The 23,057-nt window shown below is 54.7% G+C and carries 19 protein-coding genes and 1 riboswitch; of the genes, 13 read left to right on the forward strand and 6 right to left on the reverse strand.

Annotated features, from left to right (window positions below; translation table 11 throughout):
- Window positions 1-40: 40 nt before the first annotated feature.
- Complete coding sequence (leuO, locus tag ABLU87_RS05505; RefSeq protein ID WP_086073947.1) at window positions 41-1,009, reverse strand: transcriptional regulator LeuO; 969 nt, start codon at window positions 1,007-1,009, stop codon at window positions 41-43.
- Between the two features lie 785 nt (window positions 1,010-1,794).
- On the opposite strand from leuO, the gene leuA reads away from it, so the two are divergent.
- From leuA to aroD, 8 genes are all read left to right on the forward strand, one after another.
- Window positions 1,795-3,366 (forward strand): 2-isopropylmalate synthase, encoded by a 1,572-nt coding sequence (leuA, locus tag ABLU87_RS05510; RefSeq protein WP_004098567.1) that lies wholly within the window; start codon window positions 1,795-1,797, stop codon window positions 3,364-3,366.
- Window positions 3,366-4,457, forward strand: coding sequence for a 3-isopropylmalate dehydrogenase (leuB, locus tag ABLU87_RS05515; RefSeq protein WP_004098566.1), 1,092 nt, complete (start codon window positions 3,366-3,368; stop codon window positions 4,455-4,457). Before leuA ends, leuB begins: the two co-directional genes overlap by 1 nt.
- Window positions 4,458-4,459: 2 nt before the next feature.
- On the forward strand, window positions 4,460-5,860 hold the full coding sequence (leuC, locus tag ABLU87_RS05520) for a 3-isopropylmalate dehydratase large subunit (RefSeq protein ID WP_004128917.1): 1,401 nt from the start codon (window positions 4,460-4,462) through the stop codon (window positions 5,858-5,860).
- A gap of 10 nt (window positions 5,861-5,870) precedes the next feature.
- On the forward strand, window positions 5,871-6,476 hold the full coding sequence (gene leuD, locus ABLU87_RS05525) for a 3-isopropylmalate dehydratase small subunit (RefSeq protein ID WP_014227913.1): 606 nt from the start codon (window positions 5,871-5,873) through the stop codon (window positions 6,474-6,476).
- Between the two features lie 403 nt (window positions 6,477-6,879).
- Window positions 6,880-8,913, forward strand: a complete 2,034-nt coding sequence (locus ABLU87_RS05530; RefSeq protein WP_122117119.1) for an FAD-dependent oxidoreductase — start codon at window positions 6,880-6,882, stop codon at window positions 8,911-8,913.
- Between the two features lie 10 nt (window positions 8,914-8,923).
- Window positions 8,924-9,787, forward strand: a complete 864-nt coding sequence (locus tag ABLU87_RS05535; RefSeq protein WP_004108154.1) for a shikimate dehydrogenase — start codon at window positions 8,924-8,926, stop codon at window positions 9,785-9,787.
- 11 nt (window positions 9,788-9,798) lie between these two features.
- The gene (locus tag ABLU87_RS05540; RefSeq protein WP_064380143.1) at window positions 9,799-11,013 is read left to right on the forward strand and encodes an MFS transporter; all 1,215 of its coding nucleotides are present in this window, start codon (window positions 9,799-9,801) and stop codon (window positions 11,011-11,013) included.
- 33 nt (window positions 11,014-11,046) lie between these two features.
- Window positions 11,047-11,802: a type I 3-dehydroquinate dehydratase gene (gene aroD, locus ABLU87_RS05545; protein WP_014837399.1), complete on the forward strand. Its 756-nt coding sequence runs from the start codon at window positions 11,047-11,049 to the stop codon at window positions 11,800-11,802.
- 38 nt (window positions 11,803-11,840) lie between these two features.
- Here aroD and ABLU87_RS05550 read toward each other — a convergent pair whose 3' ends face one another.
- Window positions 11,841-12,737 carry a LysR family transcriptional regulator gene (locus ABLU87_RS05550; RefSeq protein ID WP_014227908.1) on the reverse strand — a complete coding sequence of 299 codons (897 nt, stop codon included), beginning with the start codon at window positions 12,735-12,737 and terminating at the stop codon, window positions 11,841-11,843.
- Between the two features lie 230 nt (window positions 12,738-12,967).
- Between ABLU87_RS05550 and ABLU87_RS05555 the strand changes: the two genes are divergently transcribed.
- The gene (locus tag ABLU87_RS05555) at window positions 12,968-14,278 is read left to right on the forward strand and encodes an MFS transporter (RefSeq protein WP_025106482.1); all 1,311 of its coding nucleotides are present in this window, start codon (window positions 12,968-12,970) and stop codon (window positions 14,276-14,278) included.
- A 47-nt stretch (window positions 14,279-14,325) separates the two neighbouring features.
- Here the strand turns inward: ABLU87_RS05555 and ABLU87_RS05560 are convergent, their stop codons facing one another.
- Together ABLU87_RS05560 and sgrT are read right to left on the reverse strand one after the other, a co-directional pair.
- Entirely contained in the window at window positions 14,326-15,510 is a 1,185-nt protein-coding gene (locus tag ABLU87_RS05560; RefSeq protein WP_049078733.1) for a sugar efflux transporter, read from the reverse strand.
- Between the two features lie 228 nt (window positions 15,511-15,738).
- Entirely contained in the window at window positions 15,739-15,891 is a 153-nt protein-coding gene (gene sgrT, locus ABLU87_RS05565; RefSeq protein ID WP_004098552.1) for a glucose uptake inhibitor SgrT, read from the reverse strand.
- A gap of 87 nt (window positions 15,892-15,978) precedes the next feature.
- Between sgrT and sgrR the strand changes: the two genes are divergently transcribed.
- From sgrR to thiQ, 4 genes are all read left to right on the forward strand, one after another.
- Complete coding sequence (gene sgrR, locus ABLU87_RS05570) at window positions 15,979-17,634, forward strand: HTH-type transcriptional regulator SgrR (RefSeq protein WP_014227906.1); 1,656 nt, start codon at window positions 15,979-15,981, stop codon at window positions 17,632-17,634.
- Window positions 17,635-17,671: 37 nt separating this feature from the next.
- Window positions 17,672-17,834, forward strand: a riboswitch (TPP riboswitch).
- A 31-nt stretch (window positions 17,835-17,865) separates the two neighbouring features.
- Window positions 17,866-18,849, forward strand: a complete 984-nt coding sequence (gene thiB, locus ABLU87_RS05575) for a thiamine ABC transporter substrate binding subunit (RefSeq protein WP_009654640.1) — start codon at window positions 17,866-17,868, stop codon at window positions 18,847-18,849.
- Window positions 18,825-20,435 carry a thiamine/thiamine pyrophosphate ABC transporter permease ThiP gene (gene thiP / locus ABLU87_RS05580; protein ID WP_122117121.1) on the forward strand — a complete coding sequence of 537 codons (1,611 nt, stop codon included), beginning with the start codon at window positions 18,825-18,827 and terminating at the stop codon, window positions 20,433-20,435. The genes thiB and thiP overlap by 25 nt, the downstream gene beginning before the upstream one ends.
- Window positions 20,419-21,120, forward strand: coding sequence for a thiamine ABC transporter ATP-binding protein ThiQ (thiQ, locus tag ABLU87_RS05585; protein ID WP_047724503.1), 702 nt, complete (start codon window positions 20,419-20,421; stop codon window positions 21,118-21,120). Before thiP ends, thiQ begins: the two co-directional genes overlap by 17 nt.
- Here thiQ and ABLU87_RS05590 read toward each other — a convergent pair.
- Both ABLU87_RS05590 and araC read right to left on the reverse strand, forming a co-directional pair.
- A complete protein-coding gene (locus ABLU87_RS05590; RefSeq protein WP_014227902.1) occupies window positions 21,107-21,874 on the reverse strand; it encodes a DedA family protein in 768 nt (255 codons plus the stop codon). The two genes, thiQ and ABLU87_RS05590, sit on opposite strands and share 14 nt — an antisense overlap.
- Before the next feature lie 128 nt (window positions 21,875-22,002).
- Entirely contained in the window at window positions 22,003-22,848 is an 846-nt protein-coding gene (araC, locus tag ABLU87_RS05595; protein WP_004098545.1) for an arabinose operon transcriptional regulator AraC, read from the reverse strand.
- Between the last annotated feature and the right edge of the window lie 209 nt (window positions 22,849-23,057).

Genomic DNA, 23,057 nt, shown 5'->3' on the forward strand with positions numbered 1-23,057 from the left:
ACAAAGCAGGAGCCGAAGCCCCCGTTTGTATCGCGACCGTTTAGCGCTGGCAGATATTGACCAGCAATTCTTCCATCCACTGATGCCCTTTATCACGGCCCGCCGCTTCATGCCATGAAAGATAGCAGGTACGGCTATTCACTTTCAGCGGCAACGGTAATATTTGCAAATCCAGCTTATCGGCAAACTCGCTGGCTAACCAGCGCGGTGCGATAGCAACCATATTGGTCTGGGAAACCACATTTAATACGCTGACCATCGCGTTACCTTGATAAGCAATACGCGATTGTTTATCCGCGGTGTCATACCATGGCTGGCTAAATGAAGCGTATCGGTCGAGAGCGACAACCGCATGCTCCTCCTGATAAATATCATTTTCCATCATTGGGCCAGAAATACGCGGATGTTTCCGGCTCGCCACCAGCACCATTTCATCTTTAAATAAAGGCACGCAGGCAAACTCGGGACGACGAAACTCTTCATAACCAATAACGAATTCAATTTCCTGATAACGTAATTGATGTTCCGTGTTTTGATTCAATGCTGATTTAAAGACCAAATGAATGTTGGGCGCAATCTCGCCAACTTTGTTGAAAATAACCGAAGTCAATGCATTATCCAGCGGGCTGCAAACGCATAAATTAAAGACCCGCTCGCTGCTGAGCGGCTCGAAGCCCGAGCCCGGCAACTCGTTCTGCACTAATTGTAATGCCTGTCGTACAGAACCAAATAGCTGATAAGCACGCGCCGTTGGCTGGATGCCGCGTCCATAACGAACAAACAGCTCATCATTAAACATCACCTTCAGTCTTGATACGGCATTGCTGACCGCCGGCTGCGACATCCCCAGGGAGTGTGCCGCACGGGTGATATTTTGTTCCTGCATTACCGCATCAAATACGGTTAACAGATTCAGGTCGACCATTCTCAGCTGAGGTTTTGCGTTTTCCACCTCTGAGTCCGGCTTATATTCAGTATTTTCTTTTAACATATTTAACTCCACTGTCACGCTAAATTCCCTTTGCCAAAGTGCAGTAATTAATTCTGAAAATATCATTTACCATGCATATGACATTTACAAAAGGGCAAAGATGAATTTTAGGAATATATTAAGGTTATGAGTGGCGACGAAAATTCTGCAGTTGAACGTACCCGCAACCCTCTAACCATATTGTTTACTTGATAAAACCAAGTGTACCCATAAATATCAAAAATAAACAATAACAGCAGCGGTTAACTATAATTTAAGCACTATTACAATATCGGTTTAAGCTGCCCTTAACATTCACATTTTATTATCATTGATAATTCCCCCTTACAAACACGGACACATTCAGCAAACAAATAAATTCAGCTATTTCATTAAGATATGATTCTGGCCAGGCGCGCTATCCTTGTGGCTTTCAGCGAAAATCAAAATTATCAAATAGTGAAAATATCTCAACATGCGCTGATGTCCTAAAAAGGATCATCGGCAAAAAAGCGCGATCGTCAGCACAATTAGCTAATTCTCCCCTCGGGTAAAAAGACCTTTTGTTCACCCAAGGGTTGACATCAAACCCCATATCCAGTAACTCTAAATGCATAACGATTTCATCTGGAGCATGACGCAATGATTCGCAGCATTCGCTTTCTCAGCCTACTACTACTAAACGCATCCATTTTGCGCGGTAGGCTGTTGGGCGACGTTCATCGTTAAGTCATCTTCCAGCAAGACTATAAAACCCGCGCCAATGCGCGGGTTTTTTTATGCTCGTAAGCAAGGCGCCAGGACACAGACCAAGGATCTAAACCATGAGCCAGCAAGTCATTATTTTCGATACGACCTTACGCGACGGTGAACAAGCGTTACAAGCCAGCCTGAGTGTGAAAGAGAAACTGCAGATTGCTATGGCCCTGGAGCGGATGGGCGTTGACGTCATGGAAGTGGGCTTCCCAGTCTCGTCTCCAGGCGACTTTGAATCCGTGCAAACCATCGCGCGCACGATCAAAAACAGCCGCGTTTGCGCCCTGGCCCGCTGCGTAGAAAAAGATATCGATGTTGCAGCAGAATCATTAAAAGTGGCGGAAGCGTTCCGTATTCACACTTTTATCGCCACCTCGCCGATGCATATCGCCACCAAGCTGCGCAGTAACCTGGATGAGGTTATTGAACGTGCCATCTATATGGTGAAGCGCGCACGCAACTACACTGACGATGTCGAGTTTTCCTGTGAAGACGCTGGCCGTACGCCGATTGCCGATCTGGCTCGCGTCGTTGAAGCCGCGATTAATGCAGGCGCAACAACCATCAATATTCCAGATACCGTCGGCTACACCATGCCGTTCGAATTCGCCAACATCATCACCGGTTTGTACGAACGCGTGCCTAACATCGACAAGGCCATTATCTCCGTCCATACCCATGACGACTTAGGCATCGCGGTCGGCAACGCCCTCGCAGCGGTCCACGCCGGCGCTCGCCAGGTTGAAGGCGCGATGAACGGTATCGGCGAACGCGCCGGCAACTGCTCGCTGGAAGAAGTGATCATGGCGATTAAAGTGCGCAAAGACATTATGAATGTGCACACCCGCATTAATCACCAGGAAATCTGGCGTACCAGCCAGACCGTCAGCCAGATTTGCAATATGCCGATCCCTGCCAACAAAGCTATCGTCGGAACCGGCGCCTTTGCCCACTCTTCCGGTATTCACCAGGACGGCGTGCTGAAGAATCGCGAAAACTACGAAATCATGACGCCGGAATCTATCGGTCTGAACCAGGTGCAGCTGAACCTGACCTCACGCTCCGGCCGCGCGGCGGTAAAACACCGTATGGAAGAGATGGGCTATAAAGACACCGACTACAACATGGACCATCTGTATGACGCGTTCCTCAAGCTGGCGGATAAAAAGGGCCAGGTATTTGACTATGACCTGGAAGCGTTAGCCTTCATTAATAAACAACAGGAAGAACCGGAACATTTCCGCCTGGATTACTTCAGCGTGCAGTCCGGCTCCAGCGATATCGCAACCGCCTCCGTGAAGCTGGCCTGCGGTGATGAAACAAAAGCTGAGGCCGCCAACGGTAACGGCCCGGTGGACGCCATTTATCAGGCCATTAACCGCATCACCGGCTATGAGATTGAGCTGGTCAAATATGACCTCAACGCCAAGGGTCAGGGTAAGGATGCGCTGGGCCAGGTGGACATCGTGGCGAACTACAACGGCCGCCGCTTCCACGGCGTGGGCCTGGCGACGGATATCGTGGAATCGTCCGCGAAAGCCATGGTTCACGTCCTGAACAATATCTGGCGCGCCGCTGAAGTCGAAAAAGAATTGCAACGCAAAGCTCAGAATAAAGAGAACAATAAGGAAACCGTGTAATGTCGAAGAATTACCATATTGCTGTTTTACCAGGTGATGGTATTGGCCCGGAAGTCATGAACCAGGCGATGAAAGTACTGGAAGCCGTTCGCCACCGTTTTGATATGCGCATTACCACTAGCCAGCACGACGTCGGCGGTGTCGCCATCGATCGTCAGGGCACTCCCCTGCCGCAGACTACCGTCGAAGGCTGCGAACAGGCCGACGCGATCCTGTTTGGCTCCGTTGGCGGACCGAAATGGGAGCACCTGCCGCCCGCGGAGCAGCCGGAGCGCGGCGCGCTGCTGCCCCTGCGTAAGCATTTCAAATTATTCAGCAACCTGCGCCCGGCTAAGCTGTACCAGGGCCTGGAAGAGTTTTGCCCGCTGCGCGCCGATATCGCCGCTAACGGCTTCGACATTTTATGCGTCCGCGAACTGACCGGCGGCATTTACTTCGGCCAGCCGAAAGGCCGTGAAGGCAGCGGCCAGCATGAGAAAGCGTTCGATACCGAGGTGTATCATCGCTTTGAGATTGAGCGTATCGCCCATATTGCGTTCGAGTCCGCCCGCAAGCGTCGCCACAAAGTGACCTCGATTGATAAAGCGAACGTGCTGCAGTCTTCTATTTTGTGGCGTGAAATCGTTAGTGAAGTCAGTAAGCAGTATCCTGACGTTGAGCTGTCGCATATGTATATCGACAACGCCACCATGCAGCTGATCAAAGATCCGTCCCAGTTTGACGTCCTGCTGTGCTCCAATCTTTTCGGCGACATCCTGTCTGACGAATGCGCCATGATTACCGGTTCAATGGGCATGCTGCCGTCCGCCAGCCTCAACGAGCAAGGCTTTGGTTTATATGAACCCGCAGGCGGCTCCGCGCCGGATATCGCCGGTAAAAACATCGCTAACCCCATCGCGCAGATCCTCTCCCTGGCGCTGCTGCTGCGCTATAGCCTGGATGCCGATAACGCGGCAACCGCGATTGAAAATGCGATCAACCGCGCATTAGAAGAAGGCGTACGTACCGGCGATTTAGCGCGCGGCGCGGCGGCGGTCAGTACCGATGAAATGGGCGATATCATTGCCCGCTATGTCGCTGAAGGGGTGTAATCATGGCGAAGACGTTATACGAAAAGTTGTTCGATGCTCACGTGGTTTATGAAGCGCAAAACGAAACCCCGCTGCTGTATATTGACCGCCATCTGGTTCACGAAGTGACCTCGCCGCAGGCGTTTGACGGTCTGCGCGCCCACAAACGCCCGGTACGTCAGCCGGGCAAAACCTTCGCCACGATGGATCACAACGTTTCAACGCAGACGAAAGACATTAACGCGTCCGGCGAAATGGCGCGTATCCAGATGCAGGAGTTAATTAAAAACTGCAAAGAGTTCGGCGTGGAACTGTACGATCTGAACCACCCTTTCCAGGGCATCGTCCACGTGATGGGGCCGGAACAGGGCGTCACCCTGCCGGGTATGACCATCGTCTGCGGCGACTCACACACGGCAACCCATGGCGCATTCGGCGCGCTGGCCTTCGGTATCGGCACCTCTGAAGTCGAACACGTCCTGGCTACGCAGACGCTGAAGCAGGGTCGCGCTAAAACCATGAAGATCGAAGTCAAAGGTAAAGCGGCTCCGGGCATCACCGCCAAAGATATCGTTCTGGCGATCATCGGTAAAACCGGCAGCGCCGGCGGTACCGGGCACGTTGTTGAATTTTGCGGCGAAGCCATTCGCGATTTAAGCATGGAAGGCCGCATGACCCTGTGCAATATGGCTATCGAAATGGGCGCAAAAGCAGGCCTGGTAGCGCCTGACCAGACCACATTTGATTACGTGAAAGGCCGCCTGCACGCGCCGAAAGGCGAAGATTTTGCCGACGCCGTCGCTTATTGGAAAACCCTGACCACCGATGATGGCGCGACCTTTGACAGCGTTGTCACCCTGCAGGCGGAAGAGATCGCCCCGCAGGTCACCTGGGGCACTAACCCAGGCCAGGTGATCTCCGTTACCGACATCATTCCAGATCCGGCCTCATTCTCCGACCCGGTAGAGCGCGCGAGCGCGGAAAAAGCGCTGGCCTATATGGGCCTGAAATCTGGCGTACCGTTAACCGAAGTCGCCATTGATAAAGTCTTTATCGGTTCCTGCACCAACTCGCGTATCGAAGACTTACGCGCGGCGGCCGAGATCGCGAAAGGCCGTAAAGTGGCGCCGGGCGTTCAGGCGCTGGTCGTGCCAGGCTCTGGTCCGGTAAAAGCGCAGGCCGAAGCCGAAGGCCTGGATAAAATCTTTATTGAAGCCGGTTTTGAGTGGCGTTTACCCGGCTGCTCCATGTGCCTGGCGATGAACAACGACCGCCTGAACCCGGGCGAGCGCTGCGCCTCCACCAGCAACCGTAACTTTGAAGGCCGTCAGGGCCGCGGCGGACGCACTCACCTGGTCAGCCCGGCCATGGCAGCCGCGGCGGCCGTGACCGGTCATTTCGCCGATATCCGTAGCTTGAAATAAGGAAACCATCATGGCAGAGAAATTTACCCAACATACCGGCCTGGTGGTTCCGCTGGACGCCGCGAACGTCGATACCGATGCAATCATTCCAAAGCAGTTCCTGCAGAAAGTCACGCGTACCGGTTTTGGCGCCCATCTGTTTAACGACTGGCGCTTCCTGGACGACAAAGGCGAACAGCCTAACCCGGAATTCGTGCTGAACTTCCCGGAATATAAAGGCGCCTCTATCCTGCTGGCGCGGGAAAACTTCGGCTGCGGCTCTTCGCGCGAGCACGCGCCGTGGGCGCTGACCGATTACGGTTTTAAAGTCGTCATCGCGCCGAGCTTCGCCGATATCTTCTACGGCAACAGCTTTAACAATCAGCTGCTGCCGGTCACCCTGAGCGAAGCGCAGGTCGATGAGCTGTTTAAGCTGGTCCACTCTCAGCCGGGCATTAAGTTTGAAGTCGATCTGGAAGCCGAAGTGGTTAAAGCAGGCGATAAATCTTACAGCTTTAAAATTGACGCTTTCCGCCGCCACTGCATGCTGAACGGTCTGGACAGCATCGGCCTGACTTTGCAGCATGAAGAGGCGATCTCAGCCTATGAGAAAAAACAGCCGGCCTTTATGAATTAAGGCAGCCGCCATGTATATCTCAGCCCGGACCGCGATCCGGGCTTTTTTTTCGCCGGTAAAAATGAGATCTGGCGCACATATATCAATATTCGTCGCTATAACGGGGCGACATTTTCGCCGCGATAAAAATAAATCATTATCAATTGGGCATCTATTCAATCATTCCCCTACTCTTTTTGTGTCATTCCACAAGTACAAGTAAAAAATCGATTGAAATATTTAAGGTAAAAACACTAATGTGTAAATAAATTGTTAATCCCATAGAATCACGCTATAGCTCCGCGCAAAAAAAAGCATTATTTTTCTATTAAACGCCTCGTTATCTTTCCCCACAGAGAAATATTAACTTTGGACAGGCCAGAATCGCCGTAAAAGGCCATCAGGCATCCAGTGGAGAGAGCATATGAGCCACTATCCCCATCTTTTTTCCCCGTTGACCATTAACGGAATGACAATAAAAAACCGCATCATCATGCCGCCAATGGGCACTAACCTGGCGAGCCTGAACGGGGAAGTCACGCAGGAGCAGATTGACTACTATGAGCTACGCGCGCGGGGCGGCACAGGACTCATCACTATCGAGAATATTTGCATCGATTTTCCTTTCGCCTCTAACGGCACTACGCAGCTGCGTATCGATAACGATCAATATATTCCGCGCCTGTTCAAATTAACCGAAACCTTACATAAACACGGCGCCTGCGTCAGTATTCAATTAAACCACGCCGGCGCGTCGGCCTATGCGTATCGCCTGAACGGCGAAATGCCGCTGTCTTCTTCCAGCACGCCGTCCAAAAAGAACGGGAATATTCCCCGCCCGATGACGCACGATGAGATATATCATGCCGTCGATAAATTTGGTGACGCGGCGGAGCGCGTTCGCCGCGCTGGATTCGACTGCGTGGAAATTCACGCCGGCCACTCTTATTTAATTAGCCAGTTTTTATCACCGCTGTTTAATAAGCGCACCGATGAATTTGGCGGCAGCGTAGAGAATCGCGCCAGAATATTAACCCTAATCGTCGATAAGGTACGGGCCTGCGTAGGCCCGCGTTTTCCGGTCAGCCTGCGTATTAGCGCCGATGACTTTCTGAAAGGTGGAAATACGCTCGAAGACTCCTTGCAGATCCTCGAACTGTGTCAGGAAAAAGTGGATATTATCAACGTCTCCGCCGCGCAAAACGACAACCTCAATTTCCAGATTGACCAGATGTCTCTGGAAGATGGCTGGAAGCGCTATCTCTCTCGCGCGGTACGCGACAAATTCCACAAGCCCACGGTGATTGCCGGCAACATCCGTACCCCGAAAGTCGCCGAAGATATTATCGCCAGCGGCGATGCCGACCTGATTGCCATTGGCCGCGGCCTGATCGCCGAGCCGGAGTGGGTGCAAAAAGTTCAAAGCGGCAACGAACGTCTGATGCGGAAATGCATCTCCTGCAACATTGGCTGCGCGGATCACCGCATCGCCCGCTCCCGCCCTCTTCGCTGCTCGATCAACCCGGATATCATCCACGGCGACGCGTATAAGCAGCAGCGCGTGATCCGCGATACCAACGTCGTGGTCATCGGCGCGGGTACGGCGGGAATGGAAGCGGCCTGCACCGCGGCTGAAGTCGGCTGCCATACCTGGCTGCTGGAAGAGAAGCACAGCATCGGCGGACTGGCCAGCGAGATCTCCCTGCTGCCGGAGAAAAAGCGTATCGCTGATTTTCCGCAGTTTATGAAAAACCGTATCGCCTCGCTCGATAACCTGATGCTGCAGGTCGGCAGACGCGCCACCGTGGCGTCCGTTTCCGCTCTTCGCCCGGATTTAATCGTCAACGCCACCGGTTCAGTGCCCCTGCTGCCGCCCATTGAAGGACTGCGCGAGAACATCGATGTCGAAGGCGGGAACGTCTTCTCCATTACCAACATGATTCATCATCTGGACCAGTTTGCCGATGCTACAGGTAAACGCATCGCCGTCGTCGGCGCAGGCGCCGTGGGTCTGGACGTCATCGAGTACTTCTCCGCGCGCGGTGCCAGCGCCGTGCTTATCGAGATGCAGGACGCGCCGGGTCGCGATCTGGACATCATTACCAAAAACGCCATGTTGACCATGCTGGATGAACATCACGTGGAACAGCACATGCGCACGCAGCTGGTTGCCGTCACCCCGAAGCATTTCACCGTTAAAAATGCGGATGGCACCTTCGACATTCCTTTCGATTACGGCTTCGTCTGCCTGGGAATGTGCGCCAACACCGCCGGTCTCACTGAGATTGAACAATGGGCCAGAGCCAATAACGTAAAAATAATGAACATCGGCGACAGCCTGATGGCCCGGCGAATCATTGATGGCGTGCGCGAAGGGCGCAACGTGCTGGACACCCTCGAAGATATGGGGGCTCTCGGCAACCGCGAATCGACAAAAATTCCATTTCTAACATATTGAGGATTTTATCATGGCAGAACGTATTACTGGACACACCGAGCTGATTGGCCTGATTGCGACTCCGATTCGCCACAGCATGTCGCCAACCATGCATAACGAAGCTTTTGCTCATCTGGGGCTGGACTATGTTTACCTGGCGTTCGAAGTCGGTAACGAAGAGCTGAAAGACGTGGTACAGGGCTTTCGCGCGTTAAAACTGCGCGGCTGTAACGTCTCCATGCCGAACAAAACGGAGATTTGCCAGTATCTGGACAAGCTCTCGCCGGCGGCAGAACTGGTTGGCGCGGTGAATACCGTGGTGAACGACAATGGCGTACTGACCGGCCACATTACCGATGGCACCGGCTATATGCGCGCGCTCAAAGAAGAGGGCATTGATATCATCGGCAAAAAAATGACCGTTCTGGGCGCAGGCGGCGCGGCAACCGCGCTCTGCGTTCAGGCCGCGCTCGATGGCGTCAAAGCGATCTCCATCTTTAACCGCAAAGATAAGTTCTTCGCCAATGCAGAACAGACCGTCGCCAAAATCCGTAATAACACCAACTGCGAGATCCACCTGTTCGATCTGGACGATCATGACAAACTGCGCGCGGAAATCGACAGCAGCGTCATTCTGACCAACGCCACCGGCGTGGGTATGAAACCGTTTGAAGGCCAGATGCTGCTGCCTGATGACAGCTTCCTGCGCCCGGATCTGATCGTGTCTGACGTGGTCTATAACCCGCGCAAAACTTATCTGCTGGAAGTGGCCGAGAAAAAAGGCTGCCGCACCATCAACGGTCTGGGGATGATGCTCTGGCAAGGCGCGCGCGCTTTTGAAATCTGGACGGGCAAAGAAATGCCGGTTGAACACGTCAAAAATATCCTGTTCTAAGGATGGGCGCGATGAAAAATCCATATGTCCCAACGGCGGCTGGGCTCTATCTTAACTACCTGATCCACGGCATGGGGGTTTTGTTAATCACCCTCAATATGGCGAATCTGCAGGAACAGTGGGGAACCGACGCTGCCGGCGTCTCCATCGTCATTTCGTCGCTCGGGATCGGTAAGCTCGCCACGATCGTCACAGGATTCCTGTCCGACCGTTTTGGCCGTAAACCTTTTATCTATCTCGGCATCGCCAGCTATCTGGTGTTTTTCCTCGGTATTTTACTGACGAAAAACATTTATATGGCCTACTTCTTCGGCATTATGGCCGGTCTGGCAAACAGCTTCCTCGATTCCGGAACCTATCCGGCGTTGATGGAGTCTTTCCCTAACTCCGCCAGCCGGGCAAATGTGCTGATCAAAGCCTTTGTCTCTGCCGGGCAGTTCCTGCTGCCGTTCATTATCGGTGCGCTGATTTGGGCGAATATGTGGTACGGATGGTCGTTTATCATCGCCGCTGTATTGATGATTATTAGCGCTATCTACCTGATAAAAATGCCTTTCCCGGACCATCGGGCGAAAAAGGAAACCGCAGAAAAATCGTCGGCCGCCGCCGTAGCCCCGCAGGCGAACGCCGGCAAGCTGGATATGGCCATCTTTACCCTGTACGGCTATATCGGTATGGCGACTTTTTATCTGGTCAGCCAGTGGTTAGCGCAGTACGGCGAGTTCGTTGCCGGCATCCCGCACGAGTCGGCCATTAAACTCCTGAGCGTCTATACTGCCGGTTCCCTGACGTGCGTGTTCGTCACCGCGGCCTTTGTCAAAGAGGTATTTAGCTCGGCCGTCGCCATGATCGTTTACACTTTCCTGTCGATGATGTCACTGCTGATCGTTTGCCTGTTCCCTACGCCAATGATAGTGACCGGCTTCGCCTTTATCATCGGCTTTGCCGCCGCCGGCGGCGTGCTGCAGATAGGCGCGACCATTATGGCCATGAGCTTCCCGAACGGAAAAGGCAAAGCCACCGGGATCTTTTATACCGCAGGAAGTCTGGCCAGCTTTACGATCCCGCTGATCACGGCAAAACTGTCGAAGATGGGTATCGCCAGCATTATGTGGTTCGATCTTCTGATCGCGATCGTCGGCTTTGTGATCGCCCTGTACATCGGTTATCGTCAGCTTCAGGTTCGCGCCGCTGCAAAAACATCCCGGGTTGCAGCAACCGCCTGATGGTCAATGACAAAAAGAATAATGGATACCAACATGACTCAAGCAGTAACAGTAAAAAACATCACCTTCCAGGAAGGGGAAACCTTAATCTGCGTACCGCTGATCGGCAAAACGCTCGCCGAGCTGCAGACTAACGCGCGCGCGCTGGCTACCGCCGGAGCCGATATTATCGAGTGGCGCGTCGATCACTTCACCCAGGTCAGAGAAACGGAGCAGGTACTACTGGCGCTGGGCGAGATTCGCCAGCTGCTGAAAGAGATCCCGCTGCTGTTCACCTTCCGCAGTAAAAAAGAGGGTGGCGAAACGGAAATCAGCGACGAAGCCTATTTTGAGCTGAATCGCCAGGCGGCCGTTAGCGGTCTGACCGACGTGATTGATATCGAGCTGTTCAACGACGAAGCGCAAATTCGCTCGCTGGTGAGCGATGCCCACGCTGCGGGCGTCAAAGTTATCATGAGCAATCATGATTTCCATAAAACGCCGGCTCAGGAAGATATCATCTACCGCCTGCGCCGCATGCAGGATCTTGGCGCTGACCTGCCGAAGATCGCGGTTATGCCGCAGTCGCCGCAGGATGTCCTGACCCTGCTCTCGGCAACCCTGACGATGAAAGAGAAGTACGCGACTCGGCCGTTAATCACCATGTCGATGGGTAAATCCGGCGGCGTGAGCCGGGTAACCGGCCGTTTGTTCGGTTCAGCAATGACCTTCGGTACCGTCGGCCAGGCTTCTGCGCCAGGGCAAATCGCCATTACCCAACTGCGTGAACTGATGGATATTCTTTCCTGATAAAACTTCGCCCGGGGGTCACCCTCCGGGCGATGTTGCTAGCGGATTTTTTGGCTGTCATTAATAATGACATCTTTAAATGACTGAATCGCCGGAGAAAGTACCCGCTCTTTCATCGTTGCCAGATAGATATAACGTGGAGGAATCGCATTTTTAATCGTCAGGATATGCACGTTGTAATACGAGAGCGCGGAAATTCGCGGCATAATCGCAATACCGTAATCAATACTGACCAGCCCCGCCATCGCCGTATCCTCATCAACGTAGCAGGCAATATCCGGCACCAGCTTTTGCTGCATAAACACGTTATCAATAAAGGGGCGTAACCCGCTATTTTCTGAAAAATAGATATAGGGATAGTGGATAGTCTCCACCAGGTCGACTTCATTTTCATAGAGCCTGGCCAGAGGGTGATCTTTTGCCGTCACCACGACCAGCTCCTGCTGAATAATAGGAATAAAGTCGATATCAGGCTCATCCGCAATATAGGAACAAATCGCCAGATCGCTTTTCCCGGCCTTCAGTTCCTGCAGAAGCGTTAACGACGTTCCCTGAGTAAAAGAAAATGTCACATTGTGACGAGATGGTGAAAGGGAATATTTATTAATTAACTGCGGAACAACATATTCGCCCATGGTGTAAATGAACGCAATGCGAATATTCTCCTTGTTCTCGTCGCTATTTTTTTGCAACGTCATGCGGCCATTCTCTAATGAGGCCAGGGCATCTTCGACGTAGGGCAGAAAGCGCTTACCATTCTGCGTAATTTTGACATTACGCCCTTTCCTGGCAAATAGCGCCACGCCAAGCTCTTTCTCCAGTTCAGATATGGCGTGGCTTAGCGAGGGTTGAGTGATAAAAAGACTGGAGGCGGCTTCAGTGTAGTGCTCGGTTTCTGCCAGCCGCTTAAAATAATAAAGTTGCTTTAGGTTCATTATTTTTGCTCGTATAATATAAGAATAAAACTCATGCCCCTAATATACCATACAGGCTATCGATGATGAGCCGAAAAGGAGAAATATCGGGGTCATATCAAATATTGTTATGCCATGTCACAGAAGCCGTAACAAAGCGTGACTTATCATCGATAGCGTCAACGTCAAATAGAATATTTTTGCCTGCATAAATTCATGCAAAAATATTTTAAACTTTAAAGGAAATCACTATGAGGACGATCGATGCTCAGGAACGGCCGATTTTGCCGTCGGCCACGCAAAAGCGAACTAAAACGCGAATTGTAATTTTAATGTTACTATCGATAGGGACGATGATAAATTATCTCGATCGGACTATTTTAGGTGTTGTTGCGCCCAAGTTAACGAGCGAAATAGATATTGACCCGGCCATGATGGGGATCGTTTTTTCCGCTTTCGCCTGGACCTACGCTCTGGCGCAAATTCCCGGCGGGATGTTTCTCGATCGCTTCGGCAATAAGCTGACCTACGCGCTTTCTATTTTTTTCTGGTCAACCTTTACCTTACTGCAAAGCTTTTCTGTCGGCCTAAAATCGCTGCTGCTGCTGCGTTTAGGCTTAGGCATCAGCGAAGCCCCCTGTTTCCCGGTTAATAGCCGTGTCGTCAGTAAATGGTTTCCGCAGCATGAACGCGCCCGGGCAACGGCGACTTACACCGTCGGTGAATATATTGGCCTGGCCGCATTCTCTCCGCTCCTTTTTTTAATTCTGGAGCATCATGGCTGGAGAACGCTATTTTTCCTGACCGGTGGGTTGGGTATTGCGTTTACTTTTGTATGGTGGAAGTTTTATCACGAGCCACATGAATCAAAAACGGCAAATAAAGAAGAGCTGGAGTATATCGGCGTAGAAAATACGACATCCGTCAATGAAAATATCCCTTTCAACTGGCATGATGCGAAACGTCTACTGTGCTGCCGGCAAATCATCGGCGCCAGCCTTGGTCAATTTGCCGGTAACACCACGCTGGTTTTCTTCCTGACATGGTTCCCGACTTATCTGGCTAACGAACGTCACCTCCCCTGGCTTCACGTGGGTTTCTTCGCCTCCTGGCCGTTCCTGGCCGCGGCTATCGGTATCTTTTTCGGCGGTTGGGTATCCGATAAAATAATAAAGAAAACCAACTCGGTAAATATTAGCAGAAAGCTGCCAATTATTTCCGGACTGCTACTGTCGAGCTGCATCATCATTGCTAACTGGGTCGATAGCAACACCGCAGTCATTATTATTATGTCGATTGCATTTTTTGGCCAGGGTATGGTTGGCCTCGGCTGGACGCTTATTTCTGACATTGCCCCGAAGAATATGGGCGGATTGACCGGCGGCATCTTCAACTTCTGTGCTAATATGGCATCAATTATTACCCCATTAATTATTGGGGTTATCATATCCATGACCGGTAATTTTTTCTACGCGCTGATTTATATCGGTTTAACCGCGCTGGTTGGCGTTATCGCGTATGTTTTTATTATCGGCGATATTAAAAGGATCGTGTTGAAATAACCTGTCCAGCCCCTGTCCTAGCATCCTGCCGGGACAGGGGGAGCGATTCAGATATCTTTCACCCTGCTGGTCATAAACAGCGTCACCAGCGAAATTGCGGCAATCGTCCAGTAGACGCTGGCGTGACCATAGCTTTGCGACAGCGCGCCCTGAATCACCCCCGCCAGAATCACCCCGGTGGAAATACTGTTGGTAAACAGCGTCGTCGCGGCGCCCGCCCGTCCGGGCATCAGATCCTGAAACCACAGCATGCCAATCCCGGCAACAATCCCGATAAATACGGCATTAAACAGCTGTAGCACCAGCAGCGCCACGCGGTCGTGGAACAGAATCAGACCGATATAAAACAGCACGCCCGCCGCAACCGCTGTCACCATCATCTTGCGTTTGCCCCAGCGCTTAACGTAGTAGCCCGCCAGTATCATCGCCGGGATCTCCAGCCCGGCAGCGGTGCCCATCAAAATCCCCGCGAGGCTGTCCGGCAGGCCAAGATCGCTGCTGATCCACAGAGGCATATCAATGATATACATGGTATTGCAGGTCCACATCAGCGTGGAGGCGATGAACAGCATCCGCACGTTTTTATCGTGCCATCCTCCGGCCTGCACCAGCACGTCAGCGCCTTCCGAAGGCTGCTCAATGCGGGCGACCGAGGGCAGTTTGACGGCGATCAGCGCCAGGCTTATAACAAAGATCCCGGCGGCAATCGAAAACATGGTGGTGAAGCCATAATTCAGCGCCAGCATAAAAGCCAGCGGTGGACCAATAACCCACGCCAGCGAAAGCTGCGCACGCATTATCGAACTGAACATCACCACTTCGCGCGCCGAGCTATCGGCATATTCCCGCGCCAGGGCAAAAAGCTGCGGCATCGCGGCATTCGCCACCGAGGCCAGCATAACCCCGCAGGTAATCAGCGTCAGATAGTGGCGATTAAAAGCGAACAGCAGCGCGTTTCCCACCGCCATCAGGCAGCAAAACATAATCAGCCGCCGGCGATCGCCCCGGCTGTCGGAGCGTTTAGCCAGCGCCAGGCTGACCAGAATGCCGGCAATGGCGTTAACCGTATAGAACAGTCCTACCCAGAACGGCTGCGCGCCCACTTCGCGGCTGAGGAATAAGCTGAGCGTCGGCGCCTGCAGCGCGCCGGCGATCCCCATCATGAAAGCGACAAGCATAAAAGCGGCGTAAACGCCGTTTAGACGACGCCCCATCGTCATTAACCACAGCATGAAATATCCTTAAGCACGCGAAGAAAACGAAAAAAGCCAGCAGAAGTATTCTGCTGGCGGGTGATTCTATACTCTATGGATTTCGAGTTGCGGGCAGGCGGCCAGAACGTAAGTCCCTGGAAACATAGATAACTATGTGGCCTGGGCGAGCGGGCGCAGCCAACGCACCTGCAGCTTGAAAGACGACGAGTATAACACCAATACTCAGTCACACATGATGTCTGCAAGTCAATGATCCGAGGTCTGCGACGTAACTCCCCACTGCATCAGTTCGCCGAGCATTTTCTGCTGTCTTCCTGCCATCAGGCGGGCCAGCCAGGACGCATCCTGCGTCGCAGAAAAGTAGCGTTGGTAGAACTGTTTCATGGTTGACCCCATCATATTCACCTCCTCGCTTCATCGACGTTGATTATTGACTTAATATAGGAAGTAATAAATTGCTGAGTTTTTATCAGGAGTTCCCCTTTTATGTCTTCCGGTCGTTTACAACAGCAGTTCATCCGCCTGTGGCAGTGCTGCGATGGCAAGTCGCAGGAGACCACGCTGAATGCGCTGGCAGAGATGCTAAGCTGCTCGCGCCGCCATATGCGTACCCTGCTCAACATGATGGAAGCGCGCGGCTGGCTGACCTGGGAGGCGGAGGCCGGGCGCGGCAAGCGCTCCCGCCTCTCTTTTCTCTATACCGGTCTCGCCCTGCAGCAGCAGAGGGCGGAAGATCTGCTGGATCAGGACAGAATCGATCAGCTGGTGCAGCTGGTTGGCGATAAAGCCGCCGTCCGGCAAATGCTGGTTTCCCATTTAGGCCGCAGCTTTCGTCAGGGCCGGCATATCCTGCGCGTGCTCTACTATCGGCCGATGAAAAATCTGCTGCCCGGCAGCGCGTTGCGCCGCTCGGAAACGCATATTGCCCGGCAGATTTTTAGCGCCCTGACGCGGGTAAATGAGGAAAATGGGGAACTGGAGGCCGATATTGCCCACCATTGGCAGCAGATCGCCCCCACCCACTGGCGCTTTTTTCTGCGTCCGGGGATTCATTTTCATCATGGACGAGAGCTGGAGATGGAAGATGTCATCACCTCTCTGCAGCGCAGCAACGCCCTGCCGCTGTTCTCTCATATCGAGCGCATCGACTCTCCCACCGCATGGACCCTCGATATTCATCTCCGCCAGCCCGACCGCTGGCTGCCGTGGTTGTTAAGCCAGGTCCCGGCCATGATCCTCCCTCATGAGTGGCGAACGATGGAGAATTTCTCCAGTATCCCCGTGGGGACCGGGCCCTACTCGGTTGTGCGTAATAACCAGAATCAGCTGAAAATTCACGCCTTCGATGACTATTTCGGCTACCGGGCGCTGATCGATGAAGTGAACGTCTGGGTCCTGCCGGAAATCAGCGAAGAACCCAACGGCGGGTTGACGTTACAGGGCACCACGCAAAGCGAAAAAGCGGTGGAAAGCCGCCTGGAAGAGGGGTGTTATTACCTGCTGTTCGACGCCCGCAGCCCGCTGGGCGGTAACAGCGCGGTACGCCAGTGGCTAAGCTATGTGTTCCAGCCCGCTAACCTGCTCTATCACGCGGGCGAGCACTATCAAGGCAACTGGTTCCCGGCGTATGGCCTGCTGCCCCGCTGGCATCATGCGCGCAGCCACGCCTGCGAGAAGCCTGCCGGCCTTGAGACGGTCAGGCTGACCTACTACCAGGATCACGTCGAGCATCGCGTGATGGGCGGGATCATGGCAACGCTGCTGGCCGAGCATCAGGTTAAGCTGGAGATCCAGGAGCTGGAGTATCAGGAGTGGCACCGCGGGGAGGTGGTCAGCGACGTTTGGCTCAACAGCGCCAACTTTACGCTGCCGATCGATTTCTCCCTGTTTGCCTGGCTGTATGAAGTTCCGCTGATTCGCAACTGTATCCCCATCGACTGGGAACAGGACGCCGCTCGCTGGCGCGCGGGCGAGCTGAACCCGGCCACCTGGAGTCAGCAGCTGTTGGCCAATCAAACCGTGGTGCCGCTGATCCACCACTGGCTGATGATCCAGGGGCAGCGCAGCATGCGCGGCGTACGCATGAACACGCTCGGCTGGTTTGACTTTAAGTCCGCGTGGTTCGCACCGCCGGAGCCGTAATGCTTTCCGTTGGCAAACAAAATCATTACACTAACTGCCGTTCTCAACGGGGTGCTAATAAACATACGCAATCTCATTCAAGTTGCCTCAACGCGCGGTTAGCGCAGAAGCAACCCGAAGATAAAGCGTATGGGCTGAGAAAATACCCGTCGAACCTGATCCGGATAACGCCGGCGAAGGGATTTGAGGCCCTCTCAAAATCCTTTGCCACCCCTTTTTCTGAGGTGCAAAGTGTTGAAAAAATTACTCCCCCTGCTGGCGCTGGTCGCCGCGCCCGTTTTTGCCAAACCGCTGCTCACCGTTTATACCTACGACTCGTTCTCCGCCGACTGGGGCCCGGGCCCGGCGGTTAAAAAAGCCTTTGAAGCCGACTGCGGCTGCGAGCTGAAGTTCGTGGCGCTGGAAGATGGCGTCTCGCTGCTCAACCGCCTGCGAATGGAAGGCAAAAACAGCAAAGCCGACGTGGTGCTGGGGCTGGATAACAACCTGCTGGAAGCCGCTTCGCAAAGCAAGCTGTTCGCCAAAAGCGGCGTCCCGGCGAGCGCGGTCAGCGTGCCCGGCGGCTGGGACAACGACACCTTCGTGCCGTTCGATTACGGCTACTTCGCCTTTGTTTACGATAAAAACAAGCTGAAAAATCCGCCGAAAAGCCTGAAAGAGCTGGTTGAGGGCGAGCAAAAATGGCGGGTGATTTATGAAGATCCGCGCACCAGTACGCCGGGCCTGGGCCTGCTGCTGTGGATGCAAAAAGTCTACGGCGATAAAGCGCCGGAAGCCTGGCAGAAGCTGGCGGCGAAAACCGTTACCGTTACCAAGGGCTGGAGCGAAGCCTACGGCCTGTTCCTGAAAGGCGAAAGCGATCTGGTGCTGAGCTACACCACCTCCCCGGCTTACCACATTATCGAAGAGAAAAAAGATAACTACGCCGCGGCAAACTTCGCTGAAGGCCACTACCTGCAGGTTGAGGTGGCCGCCCGCACCGCGGCCAGCAAACAGCCGGAGCTGGCGGAAAAGTTCCTTAAATTTATGGTATCGCCGGGCTTCCAGAACGCGATCCCCACCGGCAACTGGATGTATCCGGTGACGACGGTTGCGCTTCCGGCAGGCTTTGACGCGCTGATGAAACCGCAAACGACCCTCGAATTCACACCGCAACAGGTGGCCGCCGAACGTCAGAACTGGATTAGCGCATGGCAACGCGCCGTCAGCCGCTAGCTTTCGGCTGGCTCCTGCCGGGACTCACGGCGGCCATCGTGCTGGTCGTCGTGGCGCTGGCCGCCTTTCTGGCGCTATGGTTCAGCGCCCCGGAGACCTCCTGGAACGCGCTTATCCGCGACAGCTATCTCTGGCACGTGGTGCGTTTCTCCTTCTGGCAGGCCTTCCTTTCCGCACTTTTTTCGGTGCTACCGGCGATATTCCTCGCCCGCGCCCTGTACCGGCGGCGCTTCCCCGGGCGCACGCTGCTGCTGCGCCTTTGCGCGATGACCTTAATTCTGCCGGTACTGGTGGCGGTCTTCGGCATTCTTAGCGTCTACGGTCGTCAGGGCTGGCTGGCCCAGCTATGCCACGTTTTTGGCTGGCAGTGGGAATTCTCGCCCTACGGGCTACAGGGGATCCTGCTGGCGCACGTATTCTTTAATATGCCGATGGCCACGCGCCTGCTGCTGCAGACGCTGGAAAATATCCCCGGCGAACAGCGGCAAATCGCCGCCCAGCTCGGCATGCGCGGCTACGTCTTCTTCCGGCTGGTCGAGTGGCCGTGGCTGCGCCGGCAAATTCCACCGGTCGCGGCTCTGATCTTTATGCTCTGTTTCGCCAGCTTTGCGACCGTGCTGTCGCTGGGCGGCGGCCCGCGGGCGACCACCATCGAACTGGCGATTTACCAGGCCCTTAATTTCGACTACGACCCGGCGCGCGCGGCAATGCTGGCGCTTATCCAGATGGTCTGCTGCCTCGGGCTGGTGCTGCTTAGCCAGCGCCTGAGTAAAGCCCTCGCCATCGGGGCCAGCCATATTCGCGGCTGGCGCGATCCCGACGACCGGCTGTACAGCCGGCTGTGCGACGCGGCGCTGATTGGCGCGGCGCTTTTACTGCTGCTGCCGCCGCTGCTGGCGGTGATAAGCGACGGGCTGAACAGCAATCTGCTGAGCGTGCTGCATCAGCCGGCGCTATGGCAGGCGCTGTGGACGTCGCTGCGTATCGCCCTTGCCGCCGGGCTCTTAAGCGTCATCCTGACCATGATGCTGCTCTGGAGCAGCCGCGAGCTTCGCGCCCGCCGTCACCCTCTGGCCGGTCAGGCGCTTGAGCTGAGCGGGATGCTGATCCTCGCCATGCCGGGCATCGTGCTGGCCACCGGTTTCTTCCTGTTGCTCAATAACAGCGTGGGCCTGCCCGAGTCCGCCGACGGTATCGTGATTTTCACCAATGCGCTGATGGCAATCCCCTATGCGCTCAAGGTACTGGAAAACCCGATGCGCGATATCGCCGCCCGCTACGGCACCCTCTGCCAGTCGCTGGGGATGCGCGGCTTCACCCGCCTTCGGGTGGTCGAGCTTCGCGCTTTAAAGCGGCCGCTGGCCCAGGCGCTGGCCTTCGCCTGCGTGTTGTCGATTGGCGATTTCGGCGTCGTGGCGCTGTTCGGCAACGAAGATTTCCGTACGCTGCCGTTTTATCTGTATCAGCAAATTGGTTCTTACCGTAGCCAGGACGGCGCCGTGACCGCCCTTCTGCTTCTGCTGCTGTGCTTTTTACTCTTTAGCGTGATTGAAAAACTTCCGGGACGCGATGCTAAAACTGAATGATGTGACCTGGCTTTACCAGCATCTGCCGATGCGTTTTACGCTTTCCGTCGAACGCGGTGAGCGCATCGCGGTTCTTGGCCCGAGCGGGGCCGGTAAAAGTACGCTGCTGAACCTGATTGCCGGTTTTTTAACGCCCGCCAGCGGCAGTATCGCGCTCGACGGCCAGCCCCATACCCACACGCCGCCCGCGCGTCGTCCGGTATCAATGCTGTTTCAGGAAAATAATCTGTTCAACCATCTCACCATCCGCCAGAACATTGCGCTGGGAATGCACCCGGGGCTCAAGCTGAACGCGGATCAATCCGCCCATCTGCAGGCGATTGCCGGGCAGATGGGGATTGACGCGATGTTAGAGCGGCTGCCGGGCGAGCTTTCCGGCGGCCAGCGCCAGCGTGCGGCGCTGGCGCGCTGTCTGGTGCGCCAGCAGCCGGTACTGCTGCTGGATGAGCCCTTCTCGGCGCTCGATCCCGCGCTGAGACAGGAGATGCTGACGCTGGTTGCCGACGTCTGCCAGCAGCGGCAGCTGACGCTGCTGATGGTCTCGCACAGCGTGGAAGATGCGGCGCGCATCGCGCCGCGGTCGGTGGTCGTGGCTGAGGGACGCATTGCCTGGGATGGCGCGACCGCCGCGCTGCTCAGCGGCAACAGCAGCGCCTCGGCGCTGCTGGGAATTAGCGCAAAATAACCTTATGCAGGATGTCGAGATAGACCGGCATCAGCGGATGACGGAAGGCAAACACCAGCGCCGCGCCGGCGGCGCACACCATGAGCGGAGCGAGCCACAGCAGGCGCGAACGCGGCAGAAAACGGGTGAGACGATCGCCGGCGCTTTTGGCGCTGCGCCACAGCCGCCAGCATAGCCACGCCGCCAGCCACGCCAGCAGCGCCGCCCCCAGCAGCAGCCACTTAAAGCTGGCGCTATTCTCATCGGCCGGGATATCAATGGCCGCCCCGGCAAGGATTCCCGGTAAGAAGTAGAGCGGCGGCCACAGCAGGCAGCCGATGATATTCGGCGGGATGAACTTCGCGACCGGCAGATCGAGCATTCCGGCGACCATCGGCACCAGCGGGCGCGTCGGCCCGACGAAGCGGCCAATCAGAATCGTAAACATGCTGTGCTGATGCAGCGCATGTTCGGTTTTATCCAGCAGCGCTTTGTTTTTCTTCAAAAAAGACCAGCGATGCAGCGGCTTTTTAAACCGCCAGCCAAGCCAGAATGAAATCCAGTCGCCGAGCAAACAGCCGATAATCCCCGCCAGCCACGCCTGCCAGAAGTTAACCTCGCCGCTGCCGATCAGCGCCCCCAATCCGGCCATCATCACCGTTCCCGGTAAGATAAGCCCCACCAGCGCCAGCGACTCGAGGAAGGCGACCAGCAGAACGGCTATCAGAGAATAGACCGTGGATTGAGTAATAAAGTGTTCCAGCAATGCTTGCATAATGTACCCGGTTTAAAAACGAAGCACGGATTCTCCGGAGCCGTTCATACTTCGTCAAGCCATCATTTGTTTGTATAGTTTACTGGCTGTGTTAAAAATCCGGGCCATCATTTCACTTTCTTTACTTTTTATTCACACCCTGCGCGAAACTCGCTCGGGCTGGCGCCGGTGCATTTCTTAAACACGCGCGAAAAGTAGAGCTGGTCCTCAAAACCGACGTTACGGCCAACGGTCGCGATCGGCATCCGCGTCGTGCTCAGTAGCAGCTTAGCCTGGCTAATGCGCTGATCCTCCCGCCACCCCAGTACGCTGATCCCCAGCTGCTGGCGGAACAGATGCGACAGGCGCGACGGCGACAGGCACACGTGCTGGGCGACGCTGGCAATATCGAAATGGCTGTCCGCCAGATGATCGCTGATGTACTGGCAGGCATCGCGCACCCGGTTATCCAGCGGCGGATGCAGCGATTCGTTGATAGCTTCCATGCGCCTGAGCAGCAGCTGCTCCATAAGATTGATCGCCAGCAGCTCGGAGTAACGCCCGGCGCCCTGCCCGGCTTCCACAATCTGCCCGAACAGTTCGCCAAAGCGCGCCTGCCACTGCTCATCCGGGCGGAAAAAGCCGGTCTGGGCAAAAATCGTTGGCCAGTTAAGCCATTCATGCCAGTAGGCGCGCGGCCGGAAATAGACCCACTGGTGATACCACTCGCGGGCATCGGGATGGCGGCCATAATGGTGAATTTCTCCCGGCGGGAACAGCAGCATATCGCCAGGCCGGCAGATAAACTGCTCTCCGTGGTTATTGATCACCCCTTCGCCGCGAATCGTCAGATTAAGGATATAGCCCTTCATGCCCAGCGGACGGTCAATAAAGAAATCAAGATAGCCATCGGCTTCAATTGGCGTCAGGCCCGTCACCAGATGGGCGTTAAAAGAGTAACCCGGCAACAAAGGATCGTTTTGCGTTTCGGCCATAAACTCTGCTCTCCAGGAGACGTTAAGGACACCAATTGTCCATACCTTGTATTTTATCCTCTGGCTGGTCGCTCATGCTGCGACGCGGGTTAGAAAATGAATTAAAACCCGCCTCTTCTCGATAAAAACTGAGCACAGCGCACAGTTCAGGCGCTTTCAGCGCATAACTGAAGTGTCTATAAAGACGGCAGGAAAGTCCACATTGAATA

Origin of the sequence: Klebsiella sp. CB_Kp196, from assembly GCF_040061575.1 — a bacterium.
Lineage (GTDB): Bacteria > Pseudomonadota > Gammaproteobacteria > Enterobacterales > Enterobacteriaceae > Klebsiella > Klebsiella michiganensis.